Source organism: Vibrio aquaticus, from assembly GCF_003970385.1.
Lineage (GTDB): Bacteria > Pseudomonadota > Gammaproteobacteria > Enterobacterales > Vibrionaceae > Vibrio > Vibrio aquaticus.
The window spans coordinates 600,747-620,448 of record NZ_RXZH01000002.1 but is presented as its reverse complement, the minus strand read 5'-3'; the positions used below and the strand labels follow the sequence as shown (position 1 = coordinate 620,448).

At 43.5% G+C, this 19,702-nt stretch carries 21 protein-coding genes; 14 read left to right on the top strand and 7 right to left on the bottom strand.

Annotation, left to right across the window (positions count from 1 at the left end; genetic code table 11):
- Nucleotides 1–47: 47 nt before the first annotated feature.
- The 3 genes from EJ063_RS08740 to EJ063_RS08730 form a co-directional block, all read right to left on the bottom strand.
- On the bottom strand, nucleotides 48–476 hold the full coding sequence (locus EJ063_RS08740; RefSeq protein ID WP_126573887.1) for a DUF3653 domain-containing protein: 429 nt from the start codon (nucleotides 474–476) through the stop codon (nucleotides 48–50).
- Nucleotides 477–923: 447 nt separating this feature from the next.
- Complete coding sequence (locus EJ063_RS08735; RefSeq protein ID WP_126573886.1) at nucleotides 924–2,069, bottom strand: hypothetical protein; 1,146 nt, start codon at nucleotides 2,067–2,069, stop codon at nucleotides 924–926.
- A gap of 194 nt (nucleotides 2,070–2,263) precedes the next feature.
- Nucleotides 2,264–2,626 (bottom strand): hypothetical protein, encoded by a 363-nt coding sequence (locus tag EJ063_RS08730; protein ID WP_126573885.1) that lies wholly within the window; start codon nucleotides 2,624–2,626, stop codon nucleotides 2,264–2,266.
- 257 nt (nucleotides 2,627–2,883) lie between these two features.
- On the opposite strand from EJ063_RS08730, the gene ccoN reads away from it, so the two are divergent.
- From ccoN to uspE, 10 genes are all read left to right on the top strand, one after another.
- Nucleotides 2,884–4,311: a cytochrome-c oxidase, cbb3-type subunit I gene (ccoN, locus tag EJ063_RS08725; RefSeq protein ID WP_167469890.1), complete on the top strand. Its 1,428-nt coding sequence runs from the start codon at nucleotides 2,884–2,886 to the stop codon at nucleotides 4,309–4,311.
- A gap of 12 nt (nucleotides 4,312–4,323) precedes the next feature.
- A complete protein-coding gene (gene ccoO / locus EJ063_RS08720; protein ID WP_126573883.1) occupies nucleotides 4,324–4,944 on the top strand; it encodes a cytochrome-c oxidase, cbb3-type subunit II in 621 nt (206 codons plus the stop codon).
- Nucleotides 4,945–4,959: 15 nt separating this feature from the next.
- Nucleotides 4,960–5,136 carry a cbb3-type cytochrome oxidase subunit 3 gene (locus tag EJ063_RS08715; RefSeq protein WP_126573882.1) on the top strand — a complete coding sequence of 59 codons (177 nt, stop codon included), beginning with the start codon at nucleotides 4,960–4,962 and terminating at the stop codon, nucleotides 5,134–5,136.
- A complete protein-coding gene (gene ccoP / locus EJ063_RS08710) occupies nucleotides 5,133–6,110 on the top strand; it encodes a cytochrome-c oxidase, cbb3-type subunit III (protein ID WP_126573881.1) in 978 nt (325 codons plus the stop codon). The genes EJ063_RS08715 and ccoP overlap by 4 nt, the downstream gene beginning before the upstream one ends.
- A gap of 104 nt (nucleotides 6,111–6,214) precedes the next feature.
- On the top strand, nucleotides 6,215–6,694 hold the full coding sequence (locus EJ063_RS08705; protein ID WP_126573880.1) for a FixH family protein: 480 nt from the start codon (nucleotides 6,215–6,217) through the stop codon (nucleotides 6,692–6,694).
- 9 nt (nucleotides 6,695–6,703) lie between these two features.
- Nucleotides 6,704–9,076: a heavy metal translocating P-type ATPase gene (locus tag EJ063_RS08700; protein WP_126573879.1), complete on the top strand. Its 2,373-nt coding sequence runs from the start codon at nucleotides 6,704–6,706 to the stop codon at nucleotides 9,074–9,076.
- Nucleotides 9,077–9,241, top strand: coding sequence for a cbb3-type cytochrome oxidase assembly protein CcoS (gene ccoS / locus EJ063_RS08695; RefSeq protein WP_126573878.1), 165 nt, complete (start codon nucleotides 9,077–9,079; stop codon nucleotides 9,239–9,241).
- The gene (locus EJ063_RS08690; RefSeq protein WP_126573877.1) at nucleotides 9,238–9,912 is read left to right on the top strand and encodes a sulfite exporter TauE/SafE family protein; all 675 of its coding nucleotides are present in this window, start codon (nucleotides 9,238–9,240) and stop codon (nucleotides 9,910–9,912) included. The genes ccoS and EJ063_RS08690 overlap by 4 nt, the downstream gene beginning before the upstream one ends.
- Before the next feature lie 88 nt (nucleotides 9,913–10,000).
- Nucleotides 10,001–10,750 carry a fumarate/nitrate reduction transcriptional regulator Fnr gene (fnr, locus tag EJ063_RS08685; RefSeq protein WP_126573876.1) on the top strand — a complete coding sequence of 250 codons (750 nt, stop codon included), beginning with the start codon at nucleotides 10,001–10,003 and terminating at the stop codon, nucleotides 10,748–10,750.
- 144 nt (nucleotides 10,751–10,894) lie between these two features.
- Entirely contained in the window at nucleotides 10,895–11,842 is a 948-nt protein-coding gene (gene uspE, locus EJ063_RS08680) for a universal stress protein UspE (protein ID WP_126573875.1), read from the top strand.
- Between the two features lie 58 nt (nucleotides 11,843–11,900).
- Here uspE and ttcA read toward each other — a convergent pair whose 3' ends face one another.
- The 4 genes from ttcA to EJ063_RS08660 form a co-directional block, all read right to left on the bottom strand.
- On the bottom strand, nucleotides 11,901–12,794 hold the full coding sequence (gene ttcA / locus EJ063_RS08675; RefSeq protein ID WP_126573874.1) for a tRNA 2-thiocytidine(32) synthetase TtcA: 894 nt from the start codon (nucleotides 12,792–12,794) through the stop codon (nucleotides 11,901–11,903).
- Nucleotides 12,795–13,003: 209 nt separating this feature from the next.
- Nucleotides 13,004–13,663: a DUF2987 domain-containing protein gene (locus tag EJ063_RS08670; protein WP_126573873.1), complete on the bottom strand. Its 660-nt coding sequence runs from the start codon at nucleotides 13,661–13,663 to the stop codon at nucleotides 13,004–13,006.
- 12 nt (nucleotides 13,664–13,675) lie between these two features.
- Complete coding sequence (locus EJ063_RS08665; protein WP_126573964.1) at nucleotides 13,676–14,527, bottom strand: glucosaminidase domain-containing protein; 852 nt, start codon at nucleotides 14,525–14,527, stop codon at nucleotides 13,676–13,678.
- Nucleotides 14,520–15,323 carry a DUF2189 domain-containing protein gene (locus EJ063_RS08660; RefSeq protein ID WP_126573872.1) on the bottom strand — a complete coding sequence of 268 codons (804 nt, stop codon included), beginning with the start codon at nucleotides 15,321–15,323 and terminating at the stop codon, nucleotides 14,520–14,522. Before EJ063_RS08660 ends, EJ063_RS08665 begins: the two co-directional genes overlap by 8 nt.
- A gap of 378 nt (nucleotides 15,324–15,701) precedes the next feature.
- Between EJ063_RS08660 and potA the strand changes: the two genes are divergently transcribed.
- The 4 genes from potA (at nucleotide 15,702) to EJ063_RS08640 (ending at nucleotide 19,595) form a co-directional block, all read left to right on the top strand.
- Complete coding sequence (gene potA / locus EJ063_RS08655) at nucleotides 15,702–16,835, top strand: spermidine/putrescine ABC transporter ATP-binding protein PotA (protein ID WP_126573963.1); 1,134 nt, start codon at nucleotides 15,702–15,704, stop codon at nucleotides 16,833–16,835.
- On the top strand, nucleotides 16,816–17,676 hold the full coding sequence (potB, locus tag EJ063_RS08650) for a spermidine/putrescine ABC transporter permease PotB (RefSeq protein WP_126573871.1): 861 nt from the start codon (nucleotides 16,816–16,818) through the stop codon (nucleotides 17,674–17,676). The genes potA and potB overlap by 20 nt, the downstream gene beginning before the upstream one ends.
- Nucleotides 17,676–18,446, top strand: a complete 771-nt coding sequence (gene potC / locus EJ063_RS08645) for a spermidine/putrescine ABC transporter permease PotC (RefSeq protein ID WP_126573870.1) — start codon at nucleotides 17,676–17,678, stop codon at nucleotides 18,444–18,446. The genes potB and potC overlap by 1 nt, the downstream gene beginning before the upstream one ends.
- A 114-nt stretch (nucleotides 18,447–18,560) precedes the next feature.
- Entirely contained in the window at nucleotides 18,561–19,595 is a 1,035-nt protein-coding gene (locus tag EJ063_RS08640; RefSeq protein WP_126573869.1) for an extracellular solute-binding protein, read from the top strand.
- Nucleotides 19,596–19,702 lie beyond the last annotated feature (107 nt).

Below are 19,702 nucleotides of genomic sequence, written 5' to 3'. Positions count from 1 at the left end.
TTGAACCGGATCGAGATCTGCACAGAGAGCCCGTGTAACAAAGAACGTCACACTTTTTTAAACTTGGTTGGGACCCAAGGCTTAAGCTCGAGGCGACGACCGCCACGAAATGGTGGCAAGTTTGGTTTCGGTGGTGCGGGATTCGGATCTTTAATGCGTCCGTAGAGCTTGACCAATTGCTGGTATTCATCGCGCCAGTAGACAAAGTTAGCCAGCTCTTTGGGGCTGAATTCACGACGTTCGGGCGTCAGTAAGGTGGCACGTTGTTCGTGGATACAAAAACCGTCCCAACGTGGATCTAGGGGTAAATAACCACGCGCTTTGATATTGAGCAGTTTTTCGGCCAGTGGATTGACCGGTGTGGAGCCTAACAGCCAGCGTTTGACCGTCACAGGTTGGACATGAAAAAAGGCGGCGGCTTCGCGTAGATCCATAAATTCCTGATGAACGAGTTGACGAAAGTTGGGTGTGAGCATGGGATTTTTCTCCAGAAAGTCGTTGCGTAACGATGGTTAATTCCTTTTTTATTTTCGTTATTGATAGACAACGACAATCAATAACGGGCTGAGAGACAAAAATTGCTTTTTGTATTTATTAACTCAATAGCTCAGTAGACAATTCAACAGGCTCATTAATCGCATAAATTATGTTTAAAGTTGAAGAGAAACAGCAAGTTATCGAAAGGAAATTCCCAGAAAAGCCGGTAATTGGCAAGAGATGGAGATTGGTAGAAATAACGATACTCAAGTGCGCATTATGTATATTATGTTAAATAAGGCGTGCGTGAGCTTAAAATCTATTGTGTTTGACTGCCCTTTGTCTTCAAGACTGAGCCTGGAATTAAACATAATTGATTTACCATAAAATACCTAATAATCAGTATTAATAATCTTACGATTCTAATACTGATTATTAGTAAAGATTTAGACCAGTACTAATGAGTTTCCTTTTATCGCAAACGCATTGTTACTCAATACATCCGAATGATGACGATTAACGGCATTACTATACTGCTGTTGGATTCCCGGAAAATTAGAATGTGCAGCAATACGATTTGATGTTGTAGTGACGATCAAGTTTTTTGCTGTGTACACCTTGTTATGCATTTTGTTATACAGCGCTTTGTTCTTTGCCATCTTTCCATATAACTCTAAGATTTGCTCCTTAGACAAACACAGTGTCGATTTCTGCTTGAACTGTGTTCCCCAGCTAGCTAATACCTTTTCTGCAAAATCACGTGTAATAAACCCCGGGCCAAGTAACAAATGTTCTCCTTTACTGCCTCCACTGGTACGTGATGCCCCCACAAGCGTTCCATGCCTGCCTGGCATCAGCGTGGTATAAAACTTCGTATTTTTATGTAAGTTTGGCATGCGTGCTTTGAAAAACAGCGACCGTTCATCTTGGGCAAATACGCAGACGATTTGCTTCACATTTGGGCCCAGTGTTTTGTAATCCTTGAATGCATTCATCCCGCCCGGAACGGGATCCAAGGCAAATATATTGACGTTGATGTTCGCTAAAGATGGGACTTTAAGTAAAGCATTGGCAAGCTCAAAGCAAGTGACGCCTCCTCTACTCCAACCTATGAGGTTGAGCTGCGTGATAGGATTCTTTTGTCGTTCTAGGGCGATGGATTGCATCTGAAAATCGAGTCCGGACTTAAGATCTGACGCGAGTTCATCTCTCTCTGACTGCCATTTAGAAAATGCGGAGCTAAATCGATTAAAAGGCTTTTGCTTATCGAGCATATCGCTGGCTCGCTGTTTATAGTCCAAACCTGTTGATGCTTTGCCAACGAGCAGATTCATTACATGGAGAATGTTGCTATTCACACCACGTCCAGCGAGTTGGCCAACCACTTGCCAGTATGTATCGTCGGCTGTCTGCTTTTTCCACTCACTCAAATTGCCGCTGCCGACGCCATCTACTTGTATATAGTCGACATTATCTCGTCCCAATACATTTTTTGCTAAAACGGAGACAAGTTCACCGGCTGCGTAACTGCTGTTAATGTTATTTTCAGAAGTCGCACCCGTACCGCTAAAAAATACTGTGACTGTAGTCATTGCCCTTCCTGTCCTTGGGTTTCACTGATTTATAAACTTTAGTTTATCAACGGTGCAATGGGATAACAGAAACAGCCATCTTTAAGCCGAATTGTTAGATACTCTCCTCATTTCTTGGTCAGAGCAGTGTATAAGCACATCATTTGCTTACGTCAAAAGACAAGAAATCGTTACGCGGTAACCTATGTAAAGCACTAAATTCTAAATTTGACGCCCGCCAAATTAGCTTGCTCAAGATCTGAAATGGTGATTTCAAACTCGTTGTTTTCGCCAGGGCTAATTACCCAGTTAGAGTCATTTTCAGTAATATTAATGTCGCTATTTTGTGGGGTAAGAACCCACTTTTTTGATGGTTTTTTAACTAAAACGTTACCTTCCACGATTTCAGCACTGAAGGCTTCATTTTTAACACTAAATGTACAGTTTGGTTTCAAATTACACTCAATAATTGTTGTTTCTGTGAATGTCACTGTTCGCCAGATAAACACGGTAATTAGAAGGGTTAACATGATGATTATTTGAACAAAACGCCCTCGCGTAAGTTTTTCGGCAGCCATTCTGCGGTGTTCTCCGTGTAACAAACTTCAAAGTTTTAAAATAAAAGGCCAAAACCAGACCGACTGTAAGGTTACTACTCTGTCATTGAATTGTTAAATGCAGTATAGTTGGCGGCTGAAAATGCCACTTTTTCTTAAAATCGGCAAGAACAAATAACTGATTGTTTCAGATTGTTTTTCTTAATGGTTTGGGTGGCATTACGACATGTGTCGTGTTGGAAGTAAAGTGTAGTTAATTAGAAATTGGAAGCATGCAAATGAGCCAAGAAAAGCAGCTTGAACAAAACTACAACTATACAGTCGTTCGTCAGTTTACCTTAGTGACCATTCTCTGGGGTATTGTCGGCATGGCTGTTGGTGTTTTGATTGCCGCTCAATTAGTTTGGCCACAGCTAAACTTTGATACGCCGTGGTTGACGTATAGTCGCTTACGTCCTCTGCATACTAATGCGGTTATTTTCGCGTTTGGTACAAGTGCCCTATTCGCAACGTCTTATTACGTTGTTCAGCGTACCTGTCAACAACGTCTCTTTGGTGGCCCTCTTGTCGCCTTTACCTTCTGGGGTTGGCAAGCCATTATCCTAGCAGCAGCAATTACTCTACCGTTAGGTTTCACCTCTGGTAAAGAATACGCTGAACTAGAATGGCCAATCGATATTGCCATCGCAGTTGTCTGGGTCTCTTACGCGATTGTGTTCTTTGGAACATTGATCACTCGTAGAACCTCTCACATCTACGTAGCAAACTGGTTCTTCGGTGCCTTTATTATCACTGTCGCTGTATTACACATCGTAAACAGCATGGCGATTCCTGTGTCTATGGGTAAATCTTACTCGATTTATTCTGGTGCAGTAGACGCGATGGTGCAGTGGTGGTACGGACACAATGCAGTAGGTTTCCTACTGACAGCTGGTTTCCTAGGTATGATGTACTACTTTGTACCTAAGCAAGCTGAACGTCCTGTTTATTCATACCGTTTGTCTATCGTTCACTTCTGGGCACTTATCTCTCTATACATTTGGGCTGGCCCTCACCACCTACACTACACCGCGCTTCCTGATTGGACGCAGTCTCTAGGTATGGTGATGTCACTGGTACTGTTCGCGCCTTCTTGGGGTGGTATGATCAACGGTATCATGACGTTATCTGGTGCTTGGCACAAACTTCGTTATGACCCAATTCTTCGTTTCCTAATCGTATCTCTATCGTTCTACGGTATGTCTACGTTCGAAGGTCCTATGATGTCAATCAAGACAGTTAATGCACTGTCTCACTACACTGACTGGACAATCGGCCACGTACACTCGGGCGCATTAGGTTGGGTTGCTATGGTATCTATCGGTTCGGTATACCACTTGGTTCCTAAACTGTTCGGTCAAGAGCGTATGTATTCTGTGAGCATGATTAATACGCACTTCTGGCTAGCGACTATTGGTACGGTTCTTTACATCGTTGCAATGTGGATTTCAGGTGTTATGCAAGGCCTAATGTGGCGTGCAGTTAACTCTGACGGTACGTTGACTTACAGCTTCGTAGAATCTGTACAAGCGTCTTACCCATTCTACTTTGTACGTTTCCTAGGTGGCTTTATTTTCCTAGCAGGTATGTTCTTAATGGCATACAACACGTACAAAACGGTAACAGCGCCAAAAGATAGCCTAAAAGCTGTCCCACAGCCGGCATAAGGAGATTAAAGAATGAGTAACAATTCGAATAATCGCCACGAAATTGTTGAACGCAATGTCGGTTTGCTCGCGATTCTTATCGTTATTGCTATCAGTTTGGGTGCTCTTGTAGAGATCACTCCTCTGATTTTCCAAAAACAAACCACAGAGCCTGTTGAGAACTTGCGTCCTTATACAGCGCTTGAGATGGAAGGCCGTGACGTTTACATCCGTGAAGGTTGTAATGTATGTCATAGCCAGATGATTCGTCCATTCCGTTCAGAAACGGAACGCTACGGTCACTACTCTGTTGCTGGTGAAAGTGTATATGAGCACCCATTCCTTTGGGGTTCTAAGCGTACTGGTCCTGACCTAGCGCGCGTTGGCGGTCGTTACTCTGATGAGTGGCACCGAGTTCACCTAATTGATCCACGCGAGTTGGTTCCTGAGTCAAACATGCCTGGTTTCCCATGGCTTGAAGAAAATGTTCTTGATGGTAAGAACACTCAGAAGAAGCTAACTATCTTCCGTGATCAGTTTGGTGTTCCATACACTGATGAGCAAATCGCAAATGCGTCTAAAGATGTAGAAGGTAAAACGGAGATGGATGCCATCATCGCCTACCTTCAGTCTCTTGGTCACGCAATGAAGTAATTAAGAGGTGAAATTATGGATATCGGTACTATTCACAGTATTTGGACCATAGTGCTTTTCGTAAGTTTTGTCGGCGTTGTTTGGTGGGCTTTTGGTAAGAATCGTAAGTCTCGCTTTGAAGAAGACGCAAATCTGATATTTGCTGACGAAGAGAACGCACCTTCAAAAGAACAAGGAGTGACTAAGCAATGACTACATTTTGGAGTCTTTGGATAATCATCATTACAGTGGGCACGCTCGTTGGCTGTGCAGCTGTCCTTTATTGGTGCCTTAAAGATAAAATGGGCGTCGAAGAAGGTGCAGATATGGGCCACGAATACGATGGTATTCGTGAGCTAAACAACCCACTACCAAAATGGTGGACTTACCTATTCGTTAGTACGTTTATCTTTGCTGCGATTTACCTAACTCTTTACCCGGGCCTAGGTAATTTCAAAGGTGTACTAGGTTGGCAAAGTTCTGACCAAACTGTCCGTTCTATCGAAGAGTCAAAAGCATCGATTGCTGCAGCTCAACAGAACAAACAATTGGTTCAGTACGCTAAAGAGCTAGATGACGCGGATACCTATTTTGGTGAAGCATTCAAGAAGCTTGCATACGTAGACGGTTCTACTGAACTGCGTGCTATCCCTGAAATTGCAGCGGATAACGAAGCAGTAAAAGTTGGCCAACGTCTGTTCCTTCAGAACTGTTCTCAGTGTCACGGTTCAGATGCACGCGGACTTAAAGGCTTCCCTAACCTTACTGATGACGCTTGGTTATACGGCGGTGAGCCAGAAGCTATCGTTACAACAGTAATGCAGGGTCGTATCGGTCAAATGCCAGGCTGGAAAGATGCGCTGGGTGAGCAAGGAGTGAAAGAAGTTGTAAGCTACACGCTAAGCCTATCCGGTCGTTCTGTTAACGCCAAAGAAGCAGAAGCTGGTAAAGCTCGTTTCGTTGTGTGTGCAGCGTGTCACGGTACAGATGGTAAAGGTAACCCAGCAGTCGGTGCACCTGACCTAACTGACCAAGACTGGTTGTTTGGCGGTTCGCGCGCTGACGTAACTGAAACAGTAATGAACGGTCGTTCAGGCGTAATGCCAGCTTGGAAAGATATTCTAGGCGAAGACAAAGTTCAGCTTGTTTCGGCGTATGTTTGGAGCTTAAGCAACTCGGAACAATAAGTTACATTTCAATAACAGCCCCTTACTTTCAATAGATGGTAATGGGGCTGTCTTTCCTTTAGAGTTAACTTCCTGATTCTATTTTATTAATTGAGAACTTTTTTATGGAAAAGCCTTGGTATAAGCAGTTTTGGCCGTGGTTTATACTCTCCTTGACGGTCGGCGTATCTCTATTAACGTTGGTTCGAGTCGCAATACTTACAAACCATTCAGTCCACCTAGTGACTGAAGATTATTATAAGAAAGGCAAAGGGATAAATATTGACATTTCTAGAGTCAACGTAACGAAAGAACTCGGTCTCAGCGCCACAGTCCGTTCGGACGGTAACACCATTGTTATCCACTTTGAAAAAGGTCAACTCGACCATTACCCTGCTATTAGCGCAATGTTTGCTCACCGTACTCTCCCTGACCACGACTTTTCCAAACTCATCACCTCTGACGCCAGTGGTCAATACAGATTCACTCTTGATGATGAACTACAAGGCCCATGGTTTGTCGAGCTAACACCTCATGATGAAAAGTGGCTAATTCAAGGACGTGTTGAGTTCCCAACATCGTCAGCAGTACAACTATCTAATTAAGAATCGAATATGTGCAAATCCTGTTACCACTGCGGTGAAGATGTACCAGCCAACACGGATTTCAAAGTCGAAATATTGGGCGACATACGTGACATGTGTTGCCCTGGCTGTGAGACGGTTGCACAAACAATCGTCGACAGCGGTTTGGTCTCTTACTACCAATATCGAACAGCGCCTGCTGAAAAGGCAGATCTGGTTCCTGAGCAGCTTCAAGCCCTTATCCACTATGACAATGATGATGTCCAAGCTGAGTTTGTTAGAAACAGCGAGAACGCCTCAGAGGTTACATTGTCACTGGAGGGCGTATCATGTGCAGCTTGTGCTTGGCTGATTGAAAAGCAAGTTTCAGCGAAATCGGGCGTCGTTTCGATTAGAGTTAATACCACGACTAACCGCGCCCTGTTAGCTTGGGACAAATCACAAACCCGTTTAAGTGAACTGCTGTCGACTATTCATCAGCTTGGCTACAAAGCCGCGCCGTTCGAAGCAGATAAACAAGAAGCGGCGTATCATGAACAAATGAAGCAGTACCTCTATCGTTTGGGTATTGCTGGTTTAGCAACGATGCAGGTCATGATGCTTGCTGTTGCACTCTACCTTGAAGTGTTTGGCGATTTAGAGCCTGAATTTAAAAACTACTTCCGTTGGGTAAGCTTAATTTTTGCTACCCCAGTTATGCTCTACTCTGCACTTCCATTCTATATCAATGCATGGCGTAGTCTTCGCAGTCGAACGCTGGGTATGGATGTCCCCGTCTCTATTGCGATGATCTTTGCTTACTTCGCGAGTCTTGTTGCGACGGTAACGGAACAAGGCGAAGTCTTCTTTGAGTCTATCTCAATGTTTGCCTTCTTCTTATTGGTGGGTCGATTCTTGGAAATGCGCGCAAGACGTAAAGCTGCGGCCGCAAGTGGCAATTTGCTCAAGCTTATTCCTGCGATTGCCAACAAGCTAGATGGTGAACAAGTCCCAGTCAAAACACTTAAAGTGGGCGATCAAATCCGCGTACTTCCCGGAGAGCATATTCCAGCGGATGGTAAAATAATTCGTGGTCGAGTACACATCGATGAATCCATGCTCACGGGCGAGTCTCTACCTGTCGTTAAGCAAGTCGATGATTTTGTTTTCGCTGGGACATTGAATGGTGAAGAGTCTTTCGAGCTTGAAGTAACATCATCGAAAGCTGACTCGATGATCTCTAATATTGTTCGCCTTCAAGATGAAGCTCAGCTATCTAAACCAAAAATTGCAGAAATAGCAGACGTTGTCGCACGTTATTTCGTAGCGGTTATTCTTATTATTGCGGCAGCGACTTGGTATTTTTGGCATTCAAGCAAACCAGACGATGCGTTTTGGATCATGCTGTCCGTATTAGTGGCAACTTGCCCTTGCGCGCTTTCTCTTGCAACACCTACCGCGCTCACTTGTGCAACGTCGCGTATGGGTAACTTAGGTATTTTGCTACGTAAGAGTCATGTATTTGAAACCTTATGCAAAGTAAAACACCTTATCGTTGATAAAACAGGTACGCTGACACACGGCGATATCGAAATCGACAATGTAACTCTGTTTTCAGACAGATCTAAAGAAGACGTTCTTGCGATTGCCGCATCACTTGAATCTCACGCAAACCACCCTATCGCTCGAGCGTTTAAACCTTATCTAAGCTCAGACGTTGTAGTAGACCAAGTTGAAAACGTCATTGGGTCAGGTATCTATGGTCAGTTTGATGGCCAAGATGTGAAGATAGGCAGTGCTCAATACGTGCTTGGTGAGGGTAAGGAAGCAGCAGCGAACACGGTTTACCTTTCCATTGGCGGCACACACGTAGCAAACTTTAGCTATCGCGACCCAATCCGCTCTGAAACAAAAGAGTTTATCGAGAAATTCCAAAAGTCAGGCGTAAAAGTCACATTGTTAACCGGTGATACTAAAGCGAACGCTGATCTCGTCGCGGCTCAAATCGGAATTGATGACGTTGTTGCTGGCGCCAAGCCTCAAGACAAACTCGCCTACCTCAAAAATGTTGATGAAGGCGATGTTACAATGATGATTGGAGATGGTATTAATGATGCTCCAACTCTCGCCGGAGCGCACCTTTCTGTCGCTATGGGCGGCGGAGCGGATGTAGCCAAAGCGTCTGCCGATATGGTTTTGTTAGGCGATCGCTTAGATCGCATTCTGGAAGCGCGGGAACTTGCACTACAAACCCGCCGAATCATCAAAGAGAACTTAGCCTGGTCGTTAGGATATAACCTGTTGATACTTCCTTTGGCGGTTGCTGGGTTTGTTGCCCCATATTTTGCTGTTGTCGGTATGTCTGCTAGTTCAATTATTGTAATATCGAACTCTCTCAGATTGCTTAAAGAAAAAGGTCGCTAGATGGAAAGCCTTTATATCCTAATTCCCATTGCTATTGTTTTGGTTTGTGTCGCTGTCGCCATATTTCTTTGGGCGGTAAAGAGCGATCAGTTTGAAGATCTAGAGCGACAAGGTCATAACATTCTGCTAGATGAAGATGAGCCAAAAGAGAATCAAAAGAAATGACTCCTGACTGGCTTGGTGCCTTTCTTATCGGTTTGATTGGCGCCGGACACTGCATGGGTATGTGTGGAGGTATCGCCTCCATGCTTACCATTGGTCAAACTCAACCTTCTAAGCTAACCCCTCTTTTTTATAACTTTGGTCGACTCACCAGTTATGCCGTCTTTGGAGGCCTGGTTGGAGGCGCAGTCGCTTCAATCAGTGAAGTAAGCGAACTTAACAATGCACTCACTTGGCTTCGACTTGGTGCTGCTTTGTTCATGATCTTCCTGGCACTTTACATTGGCCGTTGGTGGCAAGGGCTTTTGTATATAGAGAAACTTGGTCAATCTATTTGGAAATGGATTTCTCCGGCCGGTAAATCTCTTTTACCTCTCAAATCCCCTATCCATGCGATTCCTTTCGGCTTTGTTTGGGGTTGGCTTCCATGTGGGTTGGTTTATTCAACATTAACTTGGTCAGCGGTATCCGGTAGCACACTTAATGGTGCGCTGATTATGGTTGCCTTTGGCCTTGGCACACTCCCAGCTATGCTATTAATGGCATTTGGTGCAACGTATTTACACAAATTGCAACAATCACAAATCTTCCGTAACTTTGGTGCATCCATTTTATTAACCTATGGCCTTTATACGGGTTATGGTGCGTTATCATTGTTGGCAATTAGTTGGTAGATTACTGTTTTTCGGCACATTTTTTATCTACCCATTACGGATGATGAGTGCTAAAATATTGATGTATATCAAATAGTGAAAGGTTGTTATGATTTCTGAAAAGCCTGCAACAAAGCGCATTCAATCTGGTGGCTGTGCGATTCATTGCCAAGATTGTAGTATTAGCCAGCTTTGTATCCCATTTACGCTTAATGAATCTGAGCTGGATCAGCTGGATCAAATTATCGAGCGTAAAAAGCCAATTCAAAAGGGACAAGAGCTGTTTAAGGCTGGCGATGAGCTAAAGTCACTTTACGCGATTCGTTCAGGAACAATCAAAAGTTATACAATCACAGAGCAAGGCGATGAGCAGATCACTGCTTTCCACCTCGCTGGTGACTTGGTTGGCTTTGATGCAATCACTGGTGACCTTCACCCTAGCTTCGCTCAAGCACTAGAAACCTCAATGGTTTGCGAGATCCCTTACGAAATCCTTGATGACCTATCAGGTAAAATGCCAAAACTTCGTCAGCAAATCATGCGTCTTATGAGTAATGAGATTAAAGGCGACCAAGAAATGATTCTTCTTCTGTCTAAGAAAAATGCAGAAGAACGTCTAGCGGCATTCTTATACAATCTATCTACTCGTTTTTCTCAGCGTGGTTTTAGCCCTCGTGAATTCCGTCTGACCATGACTCGTGGTGACATCGGTAACTACTTAGGCTTAACGGTTGAAACGATTTCTCGCCTACTTGGCCGTTTCCAAAAATCTGAGATTTTAAGTGTTAAAGGTAAGTACATCACTATCCTTGACCATGATTCATTGATGGAACTCGCTGGCGTTTCAAAAGAATCATAATATCTTTCAATGATGTAGCTCTGTTTTCCATACGAAAATGAGCTACATCATACTTCTTCTATATTCCTTCTAATATTTCTAAACCTCTCCTAAGAACTACGCTACATTAATCATATACCCCTCCTCGCCTTTAAGGAGTTTTATATGAGCATCTACAATAAAATCTTAGTTGTGGCCGACATTAATAAAGATGAACAGCCCGCACTCGCACGTGCGATGCAGCTTGCGGCTAAGAGTCGTTCTCCTAGTCGTGTTACCTTTTTCTTATCGATTTATGATTTCTCGTATGACATGACATCCATGTTGTCGGTTGACGAACGTGATGCGATGCGACGAGGTGTCATCCATCAACGTGAACAGTGGATGCAAAAGATTGCGAAAGAGTACGTAATCGAAGGTATCGAGTTTGATGTCCGTGTTGTCTGGCATAACCGCCCTTACGAGGCGATCATTGCAGAAGTTTTCTCAGGTGAACACGATATCGTGATCAAAGGGACGCGTAAGCATGACGTCCTAGAATCCGTTATTTTTACCCCCACAGACTGGCACTTATTGCGTAAATGTCCTTGTCCAGTTTTACTGATTAAGAATGCACAATGGCCAGAGAATGCGAGTATCCTCGCTTCGGTTCATGTTGGTTCAGAAAATGAAACCCATCTCGGCTTAAACAACTCAATGGTTGAACAGCTCAACGATTTGAGCTCTCGACTTGATGCGAAACCTTATCTCGTCAACGCTTACCCAGTCACTCCAGCTAACATTACGATTGAACTACCAGAGTTTGATCCAACAACGTACACCGATGCTGTTCGTGGCCACCACTTAACGGCGATGAAAGCATTGCGTCAGAAGCACAGCTACGATGAAGAACAGACGATTGTAGAGCAAGGCCTACCTGAAGATGTGATTCCTGACTCTGCAGAAAAGCTCAATGCGGCAATGGTTATTGTTGGAACGACAGGACGTACAGGGTTATCGGCGGTGTTTATTGGCAATACAGCTGAACACATCATTGATAAAATCAACTGTGACGTATTGGCGTTAAAGCCAGCAGGCTATATTAGTCCGTTAGATCCTAAGACCGCTATTTAGCGCAGATACAAAAAAGGCAGATACACCAAGTATCTGCCTTTTTCATTGTTAGGGTCGATTAGATGTTAGTTACATCAATGAACATCGACTCATCAATATTTGTCGAAGAAACCGTCGCTTCGCTGAATTCATATTCTTCGCGATCGCCTTCACGATCTAGTGGTAAGTTTTCAAAGTCGAATAAGTTTTTATCCGCAAGTTGGCTTGGGCTAACGTTTTGGATTGACTTAAAGATTGCTTCTACACGACCTGGCGTCTTCTTATCCCAATCGATAAGCATTGCTTTGATTGACTGACGCTGAAGGTTTTCCTGAGAGCCACATAGATTACATGGAATGATCGGGAACGCTTTGTGTTCAGCGTACTTAATCAGATCTTTCTCACGGCAGTATGTTAATGGGCGAATAACGACATTACGACCATCATCAGAACGCAGTTTTGGTGGCATCGCTTTCAAGCGCGAACCATGGAACATGTTCAAGAACATAGTTTCTACAATGTCATCAAGGTGGTGACCGAGTGCCAGTTTAGTTGCACCAATCTTCTCTGCGAATGAGTAGAGTGTGCCGCGGCGTAAACGTGAACACAAACCACAGGTTGTTTTACCTTCTGGTACTTTCTCTTTCACAACTGAGTACGTGTCTTTGTCTACGATGTAGTATGGAATATTCAGCGTTTCAAAGTAATCAGGCAGGATGTGCTCAGGGAAACCAGGTTGCTTCTGATCAAGGTTAACAGCAACCACTTCGAAGTTAATCGGTGCTGCTTTTTGTAGATTCAGTAGGATATCCAGCATCGCAAATGAATCTTTACCCCCACTGATACATGCCATTACTACATCACCTTCTTCGATCATGTTGTAATCAGTAATAGCATTTCCAACATTTCTTCTAAGACGTTTCTGAAGTTTGTTGAATTCTAGGGTTTCTTTTCTTGTATCTTTTTCAGTCATTGCGAGCTCTCACATCGTCAGCAAAGCCGACAGTAGGACATCCTAACGTGTTTATTTGGGGCGTGGATTATACGAGCTTTTTGGTTTGGATTAAATGTTTGCAATGGAATCATTCAGTAAAAAAGGCTGATTGATACCCATATGGACGCAATAGAGAGAGAAAGGTTAATCACGGCGTATAAAAAAGGCCGCAATTGCGACCCTTGGTATTAGTTAGCTTTCGGTAAATAAGGCAAGACCCTTGCTGTTTCAGCAGGAAGAGTCATGGTTCCACCCTTACCTATTTCATCCAGTGCGATTTGTATTTTCCCATCGACAATCGCTTTCGTTGAGCCATTAGAGAAAGTAACTTCACCGTTTAGATTATTTGGAAACTCAATCGTTACCCCTTCTACATCTGGGGTAAAGTAGCTTGCAAACATGCCGCCCAATTGTTCTAAAATCACCTGCATCTGCGGCAGTAACACTTCCACCTCTTCATAAGAGACTTCGCCGTTCATTGGCTCTTTCGTCATAACGACCATTGAAAAGTCACAGCGTGTATCCATCGGCGTATGAACAAAGACCAACGGGTTCGCCGAGCGCAGGTTATCATCGAGAGGAACCATCACCTCGTTATACGGTGAGATGGAAAGCTCTTCGTAATGTTCTTCTTTTTCCATCCAAGCTTTTTCAATGTTACACAGTTGCTTGGTGTCAGCATCAAGGAAGAAGAAGCCCACTTTAACGTCATCATGCCCTTCTTTAGCATTCTGCTTCATGTGAGAATAGAGCTTAGAGTAAGTGAACATATATTCTTGAGCGTAACTCGGCAAAGCAACCGCACTAGAGAGCGCAGCTGCCAAAATCGCTAACGATACTTTTTTCATTAATTTACTGTCTTATTGATTTGCAAGGGGTGATTGCCAGAATTTGGTATTGTGCCTGATCATACTCTGTAAATCGTTGACGTATGCCTCACCACGCTCAGAGTATTTCAATAACCCATTGCTTAGTGCTAAGGCAGCGTCTGTATCCGTCAGGCTCTGACCATTGATATGGCGTTGATAACGAATGTCACGCAGTGCTTCGTATGCTCGATTACGGTTTACATTCATAAAGTATCCATGAATGGACTGTTGAACAGAACTGAACTTTGCCACTTCATGAGTCATGCCGGCACCACGTTGAAGAGGGATAAGTCCACAACCTTGGCTGTAACACCACTGACCAAAATAGTTATTCGCTTCGGTCGCAAAGCGAGAGGTTCCCCAAGCCGATTCATTGGCACCTTGAACCAATACTAACGCTTCTGGGATCACATCCACACGATGTAACATCACGTCCAACCACCCCTTTTCAACACCATTTGCAGGTAGCTCAACGTTATACAGCTTCCCTAACCTTTTCGCGTAGCTTTGATCAGAGGTGCTAATGGATTGTTTTTCAAATCGTTGCTCAATTTGCTCTAATCGAACACGCTCCTCAGCGACACGTTTGTTCTCCAAAGCAATTCCCGGGCGCAGATAATCAAAAAATGCTTGTTTCTTCTGATTTACATCTTTATACGCAGAGAAATCCGGCGCTTTTCCAACTGACTTGCCATCAGAGATTGGTCGAGACTGGATCTGCTTACGCTTTTCTTCTTCAACTCGAGTTTCTACTGTGCGAGTTTGGTTCTGTTCATAGCTATAAAGACTGCACCCAGCAATCACGCTCGCGGCCGCAATCGCGACAAATTCACTCTTACGCATTGAACACTTGTGGATCATTGTCATTATCATCTTCGTCTTTAGGTTTCTCTGAGGCTATGACCTTGAGCTTGATACCAAACATATGTCGGTAGATAACGCCTTTCACATGGAAGAAGAACGGCAATACGAAAATCAAGCCTAAGCCATAGAACATCATTCCGACTACAAACATAATTGAAACAAACGAGTAAATAGCAGCAAGTGCCAAAAGCTTCTTATTTACTGCTCGTAGAGAAAGAAGTAAAGATTGCATTGGCGGGATTTGCTTTTCACAGATCAATAGAATTGAGTTACTAAATGCTAAAGAAAGGTATAAAGAAAGCAGTGGGAAGATCATTCCAGCGATACCTTGCAGCAATAAGCTAAACAAAGTCGCAAGAATCACCGGCACTGTGTACTGAAGCCCTTTACCGATATGACGTGGTTTGGTCGTTAAACCTGCCGCGTGGCTCATCGCCATTAAGCTGATGCCAGCAAAAATAGGAGCACTGATCACTTCATAGCTAAAGTTAGCGACCATAATTGCACTGAAAATACTTGGATCAAACGCTTCTGGGTTCAGGACAGCATCAAGAATAATCCCAGGGTTACCCAATTGAAGTTTCAGTGCCATATAAAAGATGGCAAGTTGTAAGATGATTAAAATGACAATCGCTGGTGAGAACGATAAGAAGTTTTTCACCGTAAGCTGCCAAGCTTCTTTAAATACATCCCCGGCTTTAAGCTCGTAATCTCCTGAGAGCGCCCGCTCTACATTGCCACCTAAATTAAAATCTTTCTCAATGTCATTATTCATTATTGAATCCAGTGCTTAAGCTAAACAACCCAAGCTAACGTGTTGATAGAAAATTGCATTTATTATACTGCAACGTTTGTCTGTCTAAAATCGGATCTCGCCTTATGGCTTGCATTCTTGAATATTTGATTGATAATTAACCACTAAACGTATCAAATTGTTACCAAAACTCGCTTAACGTGTCAGAAATTCACTCTCTTTAATACCCTTTCGTCGGTGTACAGAGAGTATGGTAAGAAATGTTTACTTTTACCTGTAAAATTTTTTCTGTTTCAAGGTAAGAAAATGCTTTGATTTCACATCTTTGGTGATTATGATGCGCGCCTCTAATTTGTGTAACTACAGGCCACTTTCTTAAATATCGAACTGATGGCCGATGTGGGAGAAAAACAGACGTTGAACGCTAAACAAAAAGCAGGACAACCAGTTATTCGTTTGACTGGTATCAGTAAAAGTTTCGATGGTAAGGAGATCATCGGTAATCTGAATTTGGATGTAAACCACGGTGAGTTTCTTACGATTCTTGGCCCATCGGGTTGCGGTAAAACAACCGTTCTAAGAATGATTGCTGGTTTCGAAACCGCTGATAATGGTGACATTATTCTTGATAACCAGAATGTGACATCTATCCCTGCTGAACAAAGGCATGTCAACACTGTATTCCAGAGTTACGCTTTATTCCCTCACATGACCGTGTTTGAAAACGTAGCATTTGGTCTGCGCATGCAAAAAACACCGGCAGCCGAGATTGAACCTCGCGTTATGGAAGCATTACGTATGGTTCGCCTTGAAAAAATGGCGCAACGTAAGCCGCATCAGCTTTCTGGTGGTCAGCAGCAGCGTATCGCGATTGCTCGTGCCGTTGTAAACAAGCCAAAGGTTCTTCTTCTTGACGAATCACTGTCTGCGCTTGATTACAAACTGCGTAAACAAATGCAGATCGAGCTTAAACAGCTTCAGCGCCAACTTGGCATTACTTTCATTTTCGTTACTCACGATCAAGAAGAAGCCTTGTCGATGTCAGACCGTATTATTGTTATGCGAGACGGTGTTATTGAACAAGATGGGTCACCTCGTGAAATTTACGAAGAGCCTAAGAACCTGTTCGTTGCTCGCTTCATTGGCGAAATCAACGTATTCAATGCAACCATGCTTGAGCGTATCGACGAAAAGCGGATTCGTGCCGAAATTGAAGGCGTTGAGTCAGTGGTTTACTACGACAAAGAGGCGGCAGCTGGCGAAAAGCTTCAAGTTCTGCTTCGTCCAGAAGATCTACGTATCGAAGAGATTAAAGAGTCTGAGCAAAAAGGCATTGTCGGTCACGTTACCGAACGTACTTATAAAGGCATGACCCTAGATTCCGTGATTGAACTAGAATCTGGCATGCGTGTCATGGTAAGTGAGTTCTTCAACGAAGATGATCCTGACGTTGACCACTCTCTTGGACAAAAAGTTGCTATCACTTGGGTAGAGAGCTGGGAGGTGGTGTTAAATGATAAGCAAGAAGCTTAATCTTCAAAACGCGATCATCACGCTTATCGTAGGTTGGCTAACGCTTTTCGTTTTGGTGCCAAACCTTATGATTATTGGTACCAGCTTCCTGACTCGTGATGAAGCAAACTTAATTGAGATGACCTTCACGCTGGATAACTACATCCGCTTGATGGATCCTCTTTACGCTAAGGTACTCCTTCACTCTTTCTATATGGCAATTGTGGCGACATTGCTGTGTTTGGTGATTGGTTATCCATTCGCGTATATCGTGGCGAAGATGCCTGAAAAATGGCGTCCAATCATGCTGTTCTTGGTGATTGTCCCGTTTTGGACTAACTCTTTGATCCGTACTTACGGGCTAAAGATTGTTCTAGGTACTCAAGGGGTTTTGAATAAATCTCTCATGGCGATGGAAATCATCGATAAGCCGATTCGACTGATGTATAGCGAAACCGCGGTTATGATTGGCCTTGTTTACATCTTGCTGCCATTTATGATTCTTCCGCTTTATTCTGCGATTGAGAAATTGGACAACACATATTTTGAAGCTGCTAAAGACCTAGGTGCAAATAAGTTCCAGATCTTTACTAAGGTAACATTACCTCTAACCATGCCAGGCATTATTGGCGGCTGTTTATTGGTGCTATTGCCGGCATTAGGTATGTTCTATATCTCCGACCTTCTAGGTGGAGCGAAGAACCTACTGATCGGTAACGTGATTAAGAGCCAAGTACTTAATGCACGCGACTGGCCGTTTGGCGCGGCAACCAGTATTGCTTTAACGGTTGCAATGGCAATCATGCTTTATGCTTATTATCGAGCGGGTAAGTTATTGAATAAGAAAGTGGAGCTAGACTAATGGGACGTACAGTTAGATTTAGCTTTATGGCATTAGTGTACGCCTTTTTGTACCTGCCTATCGTTGTGCTTATCGTCAACTCATTTAATGCCAATAAATTCGGTATGAAATGGGGTGGATTTACGACTAAGTGGTACGAGACCTTAGTCAGCAACGACAGTTTAATGCAAGCAGCGTGGCACTCTCTGAACGTTGCTGTGTTTTCTGCAACCGCGGCAACCATTATTGGTAGCTTAACTGCGGTTGCCCTATTCCGTTATTCGTTTAAAGGAAAAGGCGCCGTTAACGGTATGCTCTTTGTGGTAATGATGTCACCGGATATCGTTATGGCGATTTCCCTATTGGCATTGTTCCTAGTATTAGGTGCACAGCTTGGTTTCTTTACTCTGCTTATTGCACACATCACGTTCTGTCTGCCTTTCGTGGTAGTCACGGTATACAGCCGATTAAACGGGTTTGATGTGAAGATGTTAGAAGCCGCAAAAGACCTGGGTGCAAGTGAATGGGTGATCTTAAAACAGATTATTCTTCCGCTAGCGAAACCCGCTGTTGCAGCAGGCTGGTTATTAAGTTTTACCCTATCACTGGATGACGTGATTATTAGTTCATTCGTGACAGGTCCAACGTATGAAATATTACCATTGAAGATATATTCAATGGTGAAAGTGGGCATTTCACCTGAGGTGAATGCTCTTGCAACAGTCATGCTGATTGTTTCTTTGGTCCTTGTAATCACTTCGCAGTTGCTTGCAAGGGAGAAAGTGAAGTAGAATCGCTTTCAATTTCACGAAACAGAATGGCATTTTGTCATTCTGTTTTTCTATCTACTGCCGTAAATACATCAACTTACGATGTTGGCAACGTTTGGTTTGGAGCTAACGTAAATGAAAAAATGGGCTACTCTATTAGCTGGTAGTGCATGTGCGCTTTCCCTGTTCTCTGGTTCAGTGGCAGCGGACGACAACAAAGAATTGGTTTTCATGAACTGGGGACCTTACATCAACAGTAATATCCTTGAACAGTTCACGGAAGAAACTGGCATTAAAGTGATTTACTCGACTTACGAGTCGAACGAAACTTTATATGCAAAGCTAAAAACACATAACCAAGGTTATGACTTAGTTGTTCCTTCAACCTACTTCGTAGCGAAGATGCGCGATGAAGGGATGTTGCAGAAAATTGATAAATCTAAGCTATCAAACTTCGACAACCTAGATAAGAACTATCTAGACAAACCGTACGACCTGAATAACGACTACTCTATTCCGCACGTAGTTGCTATCACTGGTCTTGCAGTAAATGCTGATATGTACGATCCAAATGACTTCACAAGCTGGGCTGATCTCTGGAACCCTGAACTTGAAGGTCAACTGATGCTGATGGACGACACTCGTGAAGTGTTCCACATTGCACTGCGTAAGCTAGGTTACTCTGGTAACTCAACGGATCCTAAGCAAATTGATGAAGCGTATGCCGAGCTGCAAAAGCTAATGCCAAACGTACTTGTATTCAACTCTGACAACCCGGGCGCGCCTTATATGTCAGGTGAAGTTGGCGTTGGTATGCTTTGGAATGGCAGCGCAGCAGCAGCACAAAACGAAGGCATGAACCTTAAACTGGTCTTCCCTAAAGAAGGCGGTATTGGCTGGGTTGATAACTTCGCAATTTCTTCAGGTGCTAAGAACGTAGAAGCGGCACATAAGATGATCGACTTCCTACTGCGTCCTGAAATCGCTGAGCAAATCTCTCGTGATACGGGTTACTTAACGGCAGTTGCTGAGTCAAACGCTAAGTTCAAAGACGTCGCGCCTCTGTTCCCTTCTCAAGAAGATCTCGATCGCGTTGAGTGGCAAGACTCTGTGGGTAACATGACAGTGAAATACGAAGAGTACTTCTTGAAGCTAAAAGCGGGTCAGTAAGACTCCATTTATAAAAAATAGGCAGCCTTGGCTGCCTATTTTCGTTTAGGCTGATATAATTACTGATTGCTAAACTTGTCATGACGATAAGTAAGTTTGAAACGATG